We start from the raw sequence: 14,811 nt of genomic DNA on the forward strand, positions 1-14,811 counted from the left end.
CAGTTATCAGGCAGAAGGATCATCTCAAGAAAATCAGAGATAGAGACTATCAAAAATTACCCTTGTTCCCTATTCAACTCATGGTTCCAATGACGTTTTTTCCCAGTTCAGAGCAGGAGGCGAGCGTCATTTAGAACACCCGCCTGCATCATACAAACCACTATTTATGCATGGGCATATCCTGAACGGATTGATGTTCCATCATCTGACGCATCATTTTATGCATCATATCCATCTGCTCTTCCATCATCTCCATGCGGTCATCCATGTATGGACAAGGCTGGTCTTGTTTTGCATATCCCGCTTTTTCATCACCGTGCATGTCCATCATATCCATGCCCATGCGCATATGATGCATGTGCTGCATCATCATCTCCTGCCGCTTGGCGGGTTGTTTATTGCCATGGATCTCCTCCATGATTTTTTCTGTTTTATCCATCTGTTCCCGCATCTGCATCATGCGTGAATTCTGCATTCTATGCTGATCATCTGACGCCTGATTCTGATGCGCGATTCCCGGTACGGCTGCAGTCAAAAGTACGGCACTCATCAGACCGATCAAAATAGGTTTCATGATTTGCTCCCAGGGCCAGGCCACATGTTAGGGTTAAAATTATTAGATGTAAGGGAGTTTTAAGAGGAGAAACTCTCATTGATCAGAATAGACCCGGATGCTTAAGGACTGGGGCGCCATGCCCCACAATATGGACTTTTATTGACTTTGCTCAGGAAAAAAAAGCGTTTGCTAGCCTCCCCCCCACTCCCTGAGTTTCCCATGCCCCCGGCTCAGACACGGGAGCTGAGTTCCCTGAGTAGCATGGGTTTTACGCTGGCCTGATTTGCCGTAATGGGACTAAGGGCCGACGACTGAAATGGCCTCGTAGATTCTGCTGACATACCGATATCTCTGATAATGACAGCGCTCATTGCCTGTTGCCTTATCTGATCGGCCCATTGGCTTTAATACCTTTAAAGACCGCCTGAAGGTGAAAGAAGGCCAGTCACAACAGGGCTAGCCCCTCTCACTCGGCTAGATCAGGCCTCTAGCGAACCACGACATAAAACAACGTCCCATTGCGGCTGACCTGCAGGAGCAACGAACGTGGTTCCCGATCAAGTGCCGCACTTAACAGCTCCAGATTGGGCGTCCGACGTTTATTGGCACCCACTATCAGATCACCGGGCCGTAACCCGCTGTAGGCGGCGGTTGAATTAGGCTGCAAGGTAACGACCCTCACTCCCCCTTCGGGATCATCGGCCAGTTCGACCCCGGCCAGCAGTGGATGCAACGGCTGACCTGATGCGGCTGTCCGGTAGGGTTCTATCTCAACTTTACTGGTCAACTGCTGGCCCTGCCGCAGATAACGCAGCTCAAGGGTCTGACCTATGGCTCGGGTGCCAATACGACTGCGCAACTGAGCACTGTTAAGTACCGGGGTTCCATTCAGATGCGTGATCACATCCCCGGGATTCAAACCCGCTTTCTGTGCAGAAGAGTCCGCTGCAACACCAGTGATCAGGACACCCTGCTGACCGTTGGGCAATTCAAGCGCCTCGCGTAATTCCGGATTCAGTTCCTGCACAGCGATGCCAATCTGGCCCCGTTTCACCTCACCATACTGGAGTATCTGCTCCATGCTGGCTTTGGCCATATTGATGGGAATCGCAAAACCGATGCCGATATTACCGCCAGACGGTGCCAGAATCGCCGTATTGATACCCACCAGCTCACCGCGCAGGTTTACCAGTGCACCGCCTGAGTTACCCGGGTTGATTGATGCATCGGTCTGAATGAAATCCTCGAAACCTTCAATACCCAGGCCACTGCGACCCAGCGCACTGACCACACCCGTGGTAACGGTCTGACCCAGACCAAACGGGTTACCAATGGCCACTACAAAATCTCCCACCCGGATATGTGAGGAATTTGCCAGCTTCACTTCAGTCAGATTGTCCGCAGCAATTTTCAGGACGGCAATATCCAGTTCCACATCATGGCCAAGCACATCAGCTCTGAACTGACGGCCATCTACCAACGACACATGGACTTCATCAGCCCCTTTAATCACGTGATAGTTGGTGATGACCACACCTGAACCGGCATCCACAATAACCCCGGAGCCGGCACTCTGCTGACGCTTTTGCGGCATCTGTGGCTGAACCTGATCAGGTATCGCAAAAAAACGTCTGAAAAACGGATCATTCAGTAACGGATTGTAGCGATATTGCAGGGTTGAATAGGTGGCAATATTCACCACAGCAGGATTCACCTTCTCCAGCATGGGTGCCAGTGATGGCAACGGTTCACCCTGGGGATCAACGCTTGGCAGGACGGCATGACTCAGGGGTGAGCACGCCAGTATCAGCATGGTTAAGAGAGATCCTACAAACTGTTTCATGCGGCTTGTTCCTCCTTCGTTCAAGTGCACGTCAGTAGTGATGTGGCTGATCGCTGGCAGCCGGAATGATGCTTGAAGCTGGCATATGCGCAGCGAAAAATATGACCGGCTTGTACCCGATTTGTTTCATTGTTGGTTTACAGAAACAGCTTGGTATCTTATTCAGCAAACGAATGAGGCGAGAGAGGTCAATTATAAAGGGATTAGTCTGAGAAGAAGGGAGTTAAAAAAAGGTGCCGGGCACCACACCAGCATCCTTGCTGGAAAGCCCTCAATGGTGCCCGGCATAAAAGTAGCCCACAATGCAGGCTGTCATCAATTAAGCATTTGCCACCATTTTCAGGCGGTACTCGTTGGCCAGCATCCGCCATTGCGGCACTTCAGATGCAACACCAATTTGTTCCAGATAACGTGTACAGAGCTCACTGGCCATATTGCACTGACCAATGGCATCAATGGATGGCAACAGCGCATCCGCCACATGCACGGCCGTCAGAGCGGTAAAGCCTGTGTCTGCCGATAGGTGGGGTACATGGTGCAGCATCACCGACTCGACGACCGATTCAGGCAAGCGCCACATCGCCAGCAGGGCAGCACCCACTTCACCATGGAAGAAGCTGTAGACCGCTTTTTCCACTAGGTAGAGTGGTTTCTGTTTTTTCGCGGAGTAGCGCAGCACCTTGCGATACTGTTCAGGATCATGGGACGCCAGAATCAGAACGCCCAGATCGTGCAGCAATCCACCCAGAAATGCGTGATCCTGCGTGGTTTTACTCGCGCCTGCTTTGCGGCTTATCGCCTGCGCCAGACGCGCCACCAGCAGCGAGCGTTCATGCATGCGCTCGAACGAAAAATCTTTCCAGTCTGCCGACTGTTTAAACTGAGAGTTGAGATGGCTGCTCAGCGCCAGTCCTCTCAGGTTACGCAGACCCAACAACGTGACCGCCTCACGCAGATTGGTAATCTCGCGCTGAAAGCCAAAGTACGCAGAATTAACCTGACGCATCACCTGAGCCGCAACACCAGGGTCACGCTCAATGATCTTACTGATGGCCATTGCGTCAGCTACTTCCGAGTGGATCGCTTCGGTAAGTTCGCGATACACACCGGGAGGCGTCGGCAGGCAGTTCAGGTTGCCGATATACTCGTGCAGAGACGAACGGTTCAGCAGTCGGGTGATCTTGCACAGGTAGTTAAGTCTACTGGCAAGCTCAGGCATCTTGACCTGTTCCGGAAAGATCCGGTGTGAGATATCGCTGGCTTTGGCGCGCTGTTCCTGATTCCAGTACTGGCCACCTATAAAGATACGTATGGCTTTTGGCTGAATATAGGCAACCTTCTGCATCAAACTGATGTCAGCGGCCGCTCTGAGCGAGCAACTTAGCAAAACAGCATCACAGTGACCCTGTTTCAGCAACTCAAGCAGCGCATCTCCGTTATCCAAACGCGTCAGTTCCCAATCCTCGGCAACTGAACTTACATTGGTACCCCAGTTGTAATAACCACCGGTGGTATCCAGCATCAGGACCTTAAGAGGTCGCGTCGTTTTTTTCTCCTTGTCCGCCATAGCGCTCACCCACGTAATTAGGATCAGCAAAGAACCGGATGTCCGGGTTGCTGATCTGCCATGAAGCTCAATTTAGCGAGTGCAAGGAGATATAAAAGTCAGTTTTTACTAAAAACTAGTTCATATTGTTGGCATGAATTAAACGTTTGTTTGAACCCACCCCAGAACCTAGTAAATACGGTAACTTGAGGAAATGCTTTATGTTTTTCTGAAAATTTTCATCTAAGTTTTATGAGAAAATTTCAAATTAAACGCATAGAAAGATTGGAAAAAACGTCATTTTTTTTGCGGTTCAAGGCGGCTGGGACAGAGCACAGCATGCGGTTCTGATGGTCGGGACCAGATATAACACATTGATGCTACTACGGTTGCCACCACAGCCATTTTTAAACCTAAGTGAAACTCTCTGAATACCAGAGGGTAACTGACCATCACAATCATCATGCTGCTGGCCAGACATTTCGCCCTTAAAGGAATCACTCCGTAAGCTTCCCAGTCACGGATCAGTTTGCCAAATAGACGATGGTTTAAAAGGTATTGATGCAGACGCTCTGAACTGCGGGAAAAACAAAACGCAGCCAGCAGGATAAACGGCGTGGTTGGCAGCAGCGGAACAACAATGCCGATGATACCCACCAGCAGACATAACATGCCGCACAACCAATAGATGCTTCGGCCAATCTGTTCTGACATTTCAGCCCCTCACACTCGGATACTGATATTAGGATAGAACAGCCTGCCCGGTTCCGGCAGCCTTTTGTGATTGAAACTTTTGATAGCAATCACTGTTTTTTTAAATCAGCGTTCGATATTCAAAGCTTCTATAAGACTGATGCTGGTTCAATAAAAAGGGATGCCTTCGCATCCCTTTTTAACCTGCTCAGTGCAGCTGTCAGTGTTTCTGCAGCAGCGCTGCCAGTTCCGGGATACAGGAACCACAGTTGGTACCGCATTTCAGCTTTTCACCCAGTGCTTCGACTGAACGGCAGCCCATGCTGATGGCATCCTCAATGGCATTGCTGCCCACCTGATAGCAGCTGCAGATAATCTGACCCGGATCTTCAAGCTCACAGCCCGTCACGCTTAACAGGTAGCGGCGCTGATCCATCGCCAGATCAGTTTCAGCAAACATATCCTCCAGCCACATCGTGGATGGGATCTGACCATAGGGCATGACAAAAAAGGCCCACTCCAGTTGCTCACCGTTCAAACCGGCGGCACGGAAGCTGCCCATGCCTTTATCTTCCAGCCAGATATCCGCAGTACCAAAATGCTCCCGGCACCAGGCCAGACCATCTGTCAGTGCGGTATCGTCAGCCAGATAATAGAGGGTCGCATTGTCTTTTGGCACCCGTGACCAGTAAGTCACCGGCAGAGATTTATCAAGCGGTTCCCGGACCATCAGCCAGCCTTCCCAGACTGGCTGCAGAGCTTCAATCTTAACCGCGGCATGTTTCGCTTCCGGCTGACCGGACACGGGGTCTGTCACCGGTGCAACCAGCGTCCCCATGCGGGCCTGAGCGCTGAACAGACCGTTCCAGTGCATCGGTACAAAGATCTCCCCTTTGCGCTGCCCGGCTTCAGGTACACGTGCCCGCCCAATAAACTCACCCAGCGTATTGGTGACTTTAACCAAAGCACCTTCAGTAATGCCGTAGGTTTTTGCATCCTCAGGGTGCAGCTCGACAAAGGGCTCAGCGCGATGCTGGAACAACAGCGGTGCACGACCGGTAATCGCCATGGTGTGCCACTGATCGCGGATACGGCCCGTATTCATAATTAAAGGCTGTTCAGCGGTGGGCTGCTGCACCGGCGCACGGGTAATGATCGGGATAAACCGCGCCCGGCCCGACGGCGTAAAGAACTTACCATCGGCAAACATACGTGCCGTGCCGTAAGGTGCGGCATCGTTGACCGGCCACTGGACCGGTGCGAGATTATCGTAGGCTTTTTCATCAATGTTCTGCAGCAGACTGATATCAAAATCACGGCTGCCGTTGTTTTCAAAGCCGGAGAGCGCGGCATGTTCGGCAAAAATCTGCGCCGGATGCTCATAAGCGAATGCCTCGCCATAACCCATACGTTTAGCCACTTCAGACACAATCCACCAATCATGACGGGCTTCACCGCTTGGCGGCAGCAGGCTGCGCTGACGGGAGATCCGACGTTCTGAATTGGTGACGGTACCGTTTTTCTCGCTCCAGCCGGTCGCAGGCAGGCAGACGTTGGCCACTTTCAGGGTATCGGTATTGGCAATACATTCAGATACCACCACCAGAGGACAAGCCTCCAGCGCACGTTTCACCTGATCGGCATTTGGCAGGCTGACCACCGGGTTCGTGCCCATGATCCAGATCGCTTTGACTTTGCCAGCTTCCACCGCTTCAAACAGATCAACCGCTTTCAGGCCGTCACTGCGTGCCATGTTAGGTGCATTCCAGAAGCGCCCTACCCGGTTAATCATCTCTTCCGAGCTGTAATCCATGTGTGCGGCCAGCTGGTTAGCCAGCCCACCTACTTCACGTCCACCCATGGCATTGGGCTGCCCTGTGATAGAGAACGGACCGGCACCGGGCTTACCGATACGTGCAGTCGCCAGATGGCAGTTAATGATGGCATTGGAGTTGTCGGTCCCGCTGGATGACTGGTTAACCCCCTGCGAATAGAAGGTCACCGTCTTTGCTTCAGCGGTAAACCACTCAAAAAACTGAGTCAGCCGCGACAGGTCGATATCGCAGGCTTTTGCAGCCGAACTCAAATCCGGGAATTCGGCCTGAGAAGCGGCAACTGCATCTTCAAACCCCTCAGTACACTGCTCAATCCAGCACTGATCTATAGCACCACTGCGTGCAAGATGGGCCAGCAACGCAGAAAACAGTGACGTATCCGAGCCCGGTTTAATCGGCAGATGAAGATCAGCCAGATCACAGGTAGCCGTCTCACGCGGATCAACCACCACGACTTTCATGTCCGGATTTTTTTGCTTCGCGGCCTTCATCCGCTGGAACAGAATCGGATGGTTCCACGCTGCATTGGAGCCTACCAGCACCAGTAGGTTGGCCAGCTCTAAATCTTCGTAGCAGCAGGGCACCGTATCGGTGCCAAATGCACGCTTATAGCCCGCAACAGCAGACGACATACAAAGCCGTGAGTTGGTGTCCACATTTGAGGTGCCCACAAATCCTTTGAGCAGTTTATTGGCCACATAATAGTCTTCAGTCAACAACTGGCCGGAAAGATAAAAAGCAACCGAATCCGGCCCGTGCTCTTTAATGGTGCCTAAAAATCCACTTGCGACCTTATTTAGCGCATCTTCCCAGGAGGCGGCCTGCCCATCAATCAGGGGGGAAAGCAGACGGCCATCCGTACCCAGAACTTTATCCAACGCAGAGCCTTTGACACAGAGACGACCAAAATTTGCAGGATGCCCGGCGTCTCCTTTCACTCCTGTCACCTGGTTATTGTTAACCTCGGCATCTACTCCGCAGCCCACGCCGCAGTAAGGACAGGTAGTTTGTTTTTGCATTGATTTCTCCACCTAAAAGGCGCAACGATTGCCTTTTATTCACTACACTTTATAAACACATACATCCACATTTGCGATGCCACTATGGCGCCCGCTCTATAACCTCGTTGTCATTTTCAGGCTTATCTAGGGTGCAAACGGAACGCAATAAATATGCCACTAAATTGGAATGGTTCTTGCTGCATTATTGGGCATCCAATTCGGGAAATGGATAGATGACCAAAGAAACACAACTCAAGGTCTTGCTGATAGATGATGAACCGGACCGCGTTAAAGCGCTCGAGGATGCGCTGAATGCTCTGGGTCACAATGTCGTATGTCACCTGACCCAACCCAATGAACTGAACAGACATGTCGAGCAGACAGAGCCCGACATCGTCATTATAGACATGGATTCGCCTAACCGAGATACCTTGGAAAGCATGGCAACCATGAGTCGACAGAATCCGCGACCGATCATCTTTTTTGCCGAACAGCAGAATGATCGGGCTGCCATGGCTGCCGCCATTAATGCCGGCGTCAGTGCCTATGTGGCAGACGGCCTTCAGCCTGATCGGGTGAAGACCATTATGGATACCGCCATTGCCCAGTTCGACGCGTATAACTCGCTCCGTCAGGAACTGGATAAGGCCAAAACCCAACTGGCTGATCGCAAGATCATTGAGAAAGCCAAGGGCATGCTGATGAAACACCAGGGCTGCGACGAGGAGCAGGCATACAGCACCCTGAGAAAACTGGCCATGGATCGGGGTCAGAAATTGATTGATGTTGCGCGCAATGTAATTGATGTACTTGAACTCGCCAGCGGCGCAAGTCGGTAAGAATAAAGAGGATTCCCTATGTCAGAACAACTGACACCGGAAAAAACAGATCTCAAGCTTGGTTTTGTTGCCTTGCTCGACTGTGCTCCCCTGGTGGTTGCAAGGGAGAAAGGTTTTTTCAACGATCACGGTTTGAATGTCATTCTATGTAAAGAAGCGTCCTGGGCCTCCATCCGCGATAAGGTAAGCTTCGGTCTGTATGATGGCGCGCACATGCTGGCGCCCATGCCTCTGGCTTCAACGCTGGGCATGAACGGTAACCAGACCAATATGCTGACAGCTCTGACCCTGAGTCAGAATGGCACCGCCATTACCCTGGCGCGCAAGCCTTATCTGGAACTGTCAGAACAGATCAACGACTGGAGTGATACAGACGCCGTCGGTAAAGCATTTCATGACTGGGTCAAACAGACAGATAAACGGCCGGTACTGGCTACGGTTTACCCCTACTCCAACCATCACTACCAGTTGCTCTACTGGCTGAAGCAATATCAGATTGACGTTGATCAGGACATAAACCTGGTCGCCGTACCGCCTGTGCAGATGGTGGGTAGCCTGGCCGACGGTCTGATTGATGGTTTCTGTGTCGGAGAACCCTGGAACAGCCTGGCTTTGCTGCGCAATATTGGCGGCATCCTGACAACCGGCTTCCAGATCTGGGGATCCCATATGGAGAAAGTGCTGGGCGTTACCCAGGAATGGGCTGAAAAATACCCCAACACCCACCGTGCACTGGTCAGCGCATTGATGGAGGGCTGCCACTGGGCAGAGGCACCTGAAAACCGGGAAGAGCTGATGCAAATGCTGGCCCTGCCACCCTACCTTGATCAATCTGCACGCCAACTGACAGGATTCCATTCACCCTTCCCGATGCATCAGCGCATGTACGGTGAGAACGTCAACCGCCCTGATCCGGAATATGGCCGGTTCCTGCTGCAACAGATGCTGGCCTGCGGACAACTGAATGAAGTAGATGCTGAAACCTGCAGCCTGGTTGATCAGGTCTATCGCCGGGACCTGTTCACGGCCTGGCAGTAAACACCTATCCGATCCTCAACAAGCCGGTCTTCTATGACCGGCTTTTTTGTGGCTGAAACCGCGTGCACAAACAGGATGCACCGACATAGAACCCTGCACTCTAAAGATGTTTCAGGAATGCACCATTAAAAACCATCCTGCACCATGCTGCAGCGCAAAAAAACATCAAAGCCAATCTCTGATCACTAAAAAATAATATAAGTAATTGTTTTTAAATTATTTTATAAAAATGGCACACCCTATGCATTTCATCTAACAAGAGTTCACCAACGCTGGTTAACTTGTAGGATCTATCCGGCTTCCCGAAAGCCCCCGAACAGATATGGCAAAGGCGCCTTACAGGTTGTGATTATTTTCGCAACGCTGTTGGCGCCTTTTTATTTTTTATGAACTGGAGGAAACTTCCATGCTCAAGAATAAAAAGGCGTTGCTTAGCAAGCTTATCGGCACTGCGGTTCTCGCAGCCAGCCTGTCCACAGGCGCGGCCTGGGCAGAGATTGGCGCGCCCGAGAAAGAGGACCTGAAATTCGGTTTTATCAAACTGACCGATATGGCCCCATTGGCAATCGCCTATGAGAAAGGCTATTTCGAGGATGAAGGACTGTACGTCACCCTTGAAGCTCAGGCCAACTGGAAAGTTCTTCTGGACCGTGTAATCGACGGTCAGCTGGACGGTGCACACATGCTTGCCGGTCAGCCGCTGGGCGCCACCATCGGTTTTGGTACTCAGGCACATATCATCACCGCGTTCAGCATGGACCTTAACGGTAACGGCATCACTGTTTCCAACGAAATTTGGGAACAGATGAAACCCAATATTCCAAAACAGGCAGATGGCAAACCGGTTCACCCGATCAAAGCTGACTACCTGAAGCCAGTAGTAGAGAAATACAAAAAAGAGGGCAAACCCTTCAAAATGGGCATGGTATTCCCAGTCTCAACCCATAACTATGAACTGCGTTATTGGTTGGCTGCTGGCGGTATCCACCCGGGTTTCTATGCCCCACATAAAGGCGACACCTCCGGCAACATCCAGGCAGACGCATTGCTGTCTGTCACCCCACCACCACAGATGCCCGCAACACTGGAAGCTGGCACTATCTATGGCTACTGCGTAGGCGAGCCATGGAACCAGCAGGCTGTATTCAAAGGCATCGGCGTACCGGTCATCACTGACTACGAGATCTGGAAAGACAACCCAGAGAAAGTATTCGGTGTATCCAAAGAGTGGGCTGACAAGTATCCAAACACCAACCTGCGTGTGATCAAAGCGATGATCCGTGCGGCGAAATGGCTGGATGACAACAACAACGCCAACCGTCCTGAAGCTGTGAAAATCCTGTCTCAGCCTAACTACGTAGGCGCAGACTACGACGTTATCGCTAACTCCATGACCGGCACCTTCGAGTACGAAAAAGGCGACAAGCGTGATGTACCGGACTTCAACGTATTCTTCCGTTACAACGCAACCTATCCGTACTACTCAGACGCTATCTGGTACCTGACGCAGATGCGTCGCTGGGGTCAGATTGCTGATGCCAAACCAGACAGCTGGTACATGGACATCGCTAAAAAGGTATACCGTCCAGACCTCTACGCGCTGGCTGCTAAAGAACTGATCGCAGAAGGCAAAATGAGTGCTGATATGTTCCCGGACTTCACAACCGAAGACGGCTTCCGTGAACCACAGACGCACTTCATCGACAACATCACCTATGACGGCAGCAAGCCGAACGAATACCTGACCAAGTTCAAAATTGGTCTGAAAGGTGACGAGAAAATCTGATCTGACTGCCACTAAAGCCCCTCCGCGCTGCGGAGGGGCCCAGATCACCGAGGGAGTATCCTGTTATGAGTCAAATGATCGCTACTTTGGGCTTGGGCGCCCTGTTTGAAAACCCCCGCGCTAGCCTGGCCAAGCTGAGCAAAGCCGTGCTTTTACCTCTGGTTGGTCTGCTGGTATTTCTGTTTATCTGGGAAGTTGGTGCAAAAAGCATCAACACCTCACTGGGTGTTTTTCCTGGACCCAAAGCAGTCTACGAACAGTCAGTAAACCTGATTAATGAACACCGCGCTGAACGTACGCGCGAACAGGAATTTTACGACCGTCAGGAAGAACGCAACGCCAAAAAACTGGCCAAGAACCCTGATGCCGAAGTGAAAATCCGCCCCTATACCGGTGCGCCAACTTTCTTTGATCAGATTGGCACCAGTCTGATCACTGTGATGAGCGGCTTTATTCTGGCTTCGCTGATTGCCATTCCCGGTGGCATCATGATCGGCCTGAATCAGCAGCTTTACTCTGCGCTGAATCCTTTGATTCAGTTGTTTAAACCAATCTCTCCACTGGCATGGCTGCCGCTGGTCACCATGGTGGTGAGTGCGGTCTACGTAAGTGATGATCCAATGTTTGCCAAGTCCTTCATCACTTCACTGATTACGGTATCCCTGTGCAGCCTGTGGCCAACACTGCTGAATACTGCGGTGGGTGTATCCAGCATCAGTAAAGATCTGCAGAACGTCTCTCAGGTACTGCGCCTGAGCTGGATGACACACATCATCAAAATTGTACTGCCCTCTTCCATCCCAATGATGTTTACCGGTCTGCGTTTGTCACTGGGTATCGCATGGATGGTTTTGATTGCCGCTGAGATGCTGGCGCAGAACCCTGGCTTGGGCAAATTTGTCTGGGATGAGTTCCAGAACGGCAGCTCCCAGTCCCTGAGCCGTATCATGGTCGCGGTGCTGGTCATCGGTCTGATCGGGTTCCTGCTGGACCGCTGCATGTTGCTGCTGCAGCGCAAAGTGTCCTGGGATAAAAACGCGGTAACCCGTTAATTCGGCTTTGAGGAGAACAGATTATGAGCATACCTCCAAATCATCTTGAACTGACTAAAGTCGAGATTGAATTCCCAACCCCTCATGGCCCTTTTAAAGCCCTGCAGGATGTAAACCTGACCATCAACAAAGGTGAGTTTGTCTCCCTGATCGGTCACTCTGGTTGCGGTAAATCGACGGTACTGAACATTGTTGCCGGTCTGTATCAGGCCACCGCTGGCGGTGTCTTGCTGGACGGTAAAGAAGTGAACGCACCGGGTCCGGAACGGGCCGTTGTGTTCCAGAATCATTCACTGCTGCCCTGGCTGACCGCCTATGAAAACGTTGAGCTGGCGGTTAAGCAGGTGTTTGGCAAATCCAAGACTAAAGCCGAGATGCGTGACTGGATTATCCACAATCTGTCTCTGGTCCACATGGAACATGCCATGCACAAACGTCCGGATGAAATTTCCGGCGGTATGAAACAACGGGTTGGCATCGCCCGAGCTCTGGCGATGGAACCTACTGTCCTGCTGATGGATGAGCCGTTTGGTGCACTGGACGCACTCACTCGCGCTCATCTGCAGGACTCACTCATGGAGATCCAAAAAGAGCTCAACAACACTGTGATCATGATTACCCACGATGTCGACGAAGCCGTACTGCTCTCCGACCGTATCGTCATGATGACCAATGGCCCGGCAGCCACCGTGGGAGAGATTCTCTCCATCGACCTGCCACGTCCACGTAACCGTATCCAACTGGCTGATGACGCGCAGTACAACCACTACCGACATGAAGTATTGAGCTTCCTCTATGAGAAGCAACGCAAGCCGGTAGATGCTGAAGAAGCGAAGGAAACGGCGGTGACCGAAAAAAAGCTGGCACAGGAACTGCATAGTTCTTCTTCAGAGGAAAAGACAAAATCAGCTGAAGCAGCTGCATAACCTCAGCCAGCCCCGGTATCAAAGGCGAATCACCGGACTGGCCAGGATGCTGACCAGCCTGGTTTGATGTAACTCCCGGTGCAAAGATGCACTAAAAAGTTGCATAACAGGTCTTTTTGATACATTTTTGAGCAAAGGCGTTCAATTCACACACTAGTGCAACTAGCCTGTGGATTGAGCGCCTTTTTATTTGCAAGAAAAATTTGAGGCCATACACATGAACACAAGCGGAAACTTTAATCTGCTCTCATTCAGCGGGAAGATGAAAATCCTGCACATGAGCTGGATCGCATTCTTCATCACCTTTTTTGTCTGGTTCAACCATGCTCCTCTGCTGGGTGCGATTGCTGAATCTCTGGGCCTCACCAAACCACAGGTCAAAACCCTGCTGATTCTGAACGTCGCGCTGACCATTCCGGCGCGTATCATCATCGGCATGCTGACTGACAAATACGGTCCTCGTATTACCTATGCGGCCCTGTTGTTCCTGGCCAGTATCCCGTGTTTCATGTTTGCCCTGTCAACCGACTTCGTTCAGGCTGCTGTGTCCCGTTTCATGCTGGGCTTCATTGGTGCCGGTTTTGTGATCGGTATCCGCATGGTGTCTGAATGGTTCCCTGCCAACGAGCTGGGTACTGCAGAAGGCATCTACGGCGGCTGGGGTAACTTTGGTTCTGCTGCCGGCGCAATGCTGCTGCCAACCATCGCCCTGCTGTTTGGCGGTGAAGACGGCTGGCGTTATGCCATCGGCATTACCGGTGCCATGAGCCTGGTATTCAGCTTTATCTGGTACAAAAACGTCAGCGATACACCTAAGGGCAGCACCTACTTCAGACCAAAACGCATCGGTGGTATGGAAGTGACCAGCAAGAACGATTTCTTCTTCATGCTGTTCATGAAACTGCCAATGTACGGTGCGCTGTCACTGCTGACCTGGAAACTCTCACCTGCAGGCGTGTCCATTCTGTCCGATCTGGCTGCCACCATTATTTATATTGTGTTGGCCGCTATCTTTGTCTACGACTGCTACGGTGCCTATCAGGTTAACAAAGAGATCTTTAAAAAGCCGGTTGCTGAAATTGAACAGTACAAGTTCAAACAGGTTGCTGTGCTGAACGTGCTGTATTTTGCGACCTTTGGTTCTGAACTGGCGGTGGTTTCCATGCTGCCACTGTTCTTTGCTGAGACCTTCAGCCTGGACCCTGTGTATGCCGGTCTTGTGGCTTCTGCTTATGCGTTCATGAACCTGATGTCCCGCCCGGGTGGTGGTTATATCAGTGACCGTTTTGGCCGTAAGAAAACCCTGTTGATCCTGACTGCAGGTCTGGCTGTGGGTTACGCGGTGATGTCCCTGATCGACAGCAGCTGGCCGCTGATTCTGGCCGTTGTCGCTGCCATGGCATGTTCTTTCTTCGTACAGGCCGGTGAAGGCGCCGTATTTGCTGTTGTGCCACTGATCAAACGCCGTCTGACCGGCCAGATCGCAGGTATGACCGGTGCCTACGGTAACGTGGGTGCGGTGTTCTACCTGACTGTACTGTCTATGGTGGATTACAGTGTATTCTTCTCCGTGATTGCCGGTACTGCCGTACTGGGCTTTGTTACCCTGCTGTTCCTTGAAGAGCCTAAAGGCCACATGGCAGAAGTAAATGAAGATGGTACCGTTGAGCTGATCAAGGTAACCTGATCCCTGCTT

At 51.6% G+C, this 14,811-nt stretch carries 11 protein-coding genes; 6 read left to right on the forward strand and 5 right to left on the reverse strand.

The window, feature by feature from the left end; translation table 11 throughout:
* Positions 1 to 160: 160 nt before the first annotated feature.
* The 5 genes from P2G53_RS02860 to P2G53_RS02880 form a co-directional block, all read right to left on the reverse strand.
* A complete protein-coding gene (locus P2G53_RS02860; RefSeq protein ID WP_275813423.1) occupies positions 161 to 574 on the reverse strand; it encodes a hypothetical protein in 414 nt (137 codons plus the stop codon).
* Positions 575 to 1,043: 469 nt separating this feature from the next.
* The gene (locus P2G53_RS02865; RefSeq protein WP_275813425.1) at positions 1,044 to 2,399 is read right to left on the reverse strand and encodes a DegQ family serine endoprotease; all 1,356 of its coding nucleotides are present in this window, start codon (positions 2,397 to 2,399) and stop codon (positions 1,044 to 1,046) included.
* A 319-nt stretch (positions 2,400 to 2,718) separates the two neighbouring features.
* Positions 2,719 to 3,966, reverse strand: coding sequence for an HDOD domain-containing protein (locus tag P2G53_RS02870; RefSeq protein WP_275813428.1), 1,248 nt, complete (start codon positions 3,964 to 3,966; stop codon positions 2,719 to 2,721).
* A gap of 276 nt (positions 3,967 to 4,242) precedes the next feature.
* Complete coding sequence (locus tag P2G53_RS02875; RefSeq protein WP_275813430.1) at positions 4,243 to 4,659, reverse strand: YbaN family protein; 417 nt, start codon at positions 4,657 to 4,659, stop codon at positions 4,243 to 4,245.
* A 199-nt stretch (positions 4,660 to 4,858) separates the two neighbouring features.
* The gene (locus P2G53_RS02880) at positions 4,859 to 7,492 is read right to left on the reverse strand and encodes a nitrate reductase (protein WP_275813433.1); all 2,634 of its coding nucleotides are present in this window, start codon (positions 7,490 to 7,492) and stop codon (positions 4,859 to 4,861) included.
* Between the two features lie 215 nt (positions 7,493 to 7,707).
* Here P2G53_RS02880 and P2G53_RS02885 point away from each other — a divergent pair, with 215 nt between their 5' ends.
* From P2G53_RS02885 to P2G53_RS02910, 6 genes are all read left to right on the forward strand, one after another.
* The gene (locus P2G53_RS02885) at positions 7,708 to 8,313 is read left to right on the forward strand and encodes an ANTAR domain-containing protein (RefSeq protein WP_275813436.1); all 606 of its coding nucleotides are present in this window, start codon (positions 7,708 to 7,710) and stop codon (positions 8,311 to 8,313) included.
* An 18-nt stretch (positions 8,314 to 8,331) separates the two neighbouring features.
* A complete protein-coding gene (locus P2G53_RS02890; RefSeq protein WP_275813438.1) occupies positions 8,332 to 9,351 on the forward strand; it encodes a CmpA/NrtA family ABC transporter substrate-binding protein in 1,020 nt (339 codons plus the stop codon).
* 406 nt (positions 9,352 to 9,757) lie between these two features.
* On the forward strand, positions 9,758 to 11,137 hold the full coding sequence (locus P2G53_RS02895; RefSeq protein WP_275813441.1) for a CmpA/NrtA family ABC transporter substrate-binding protein: 1,380 nt from the start codon (positions 9,758 to 9,760) through the stop codon (positions 11,135 to 11,137).
* A 65-nt stretch (positions 11,138 to 11,202) separates the two neighbouring features.
* Positions 11,203 to 12,189 (forward strand): ABC transporter permease, encoded by a 987-nt coding sequence (locus P2G53_RS02900; RefSeq protein ID WP_275813444.1) that lies wholly within the window; start codon positions 11,203 to 11,205, stop codon positions 12,187 to 12,189.
* 23 nt (positions 12,190 to 12,212) lie between these two features.
* Positions 12,213 to 13,115, forward strand: a complete 903-nt coding sequence (locus P2G53_RS02905) for an ABC transporter ATP-binding protein (RefSeq protein WP_275813447.1) — start codon at positions 12,213 to 12,215, stop codon at positions 13,113 to 13,115.
* 217 nt (positions 13,116 to 13,332) lie between these two features.
* On the forward strand, positions 13,333 to 14,802 hold the full coding sequence (locus P2G53_RS02910; protein ID WP_275813450.1) for a NarK family nitrate/nitrite MFS transporter: 1,470 nt from the start codon (positions 13,333 to 13,335) through the stop codon (positions 14,800 to 14,802).
* Positions 14,803 to 14,811 lie beyond the last annotated feature (9 nt).

Origin of the sequence: Neptuniibacter sp. CAU 1671 (assembly GCF_029222905.1) — a bacterium.
Lineage (GTDB): Bacteria > Pseudomonadota > Gammaproteobacteria > Pseudomonadales > Balneatricaceae > Neptuniibacter.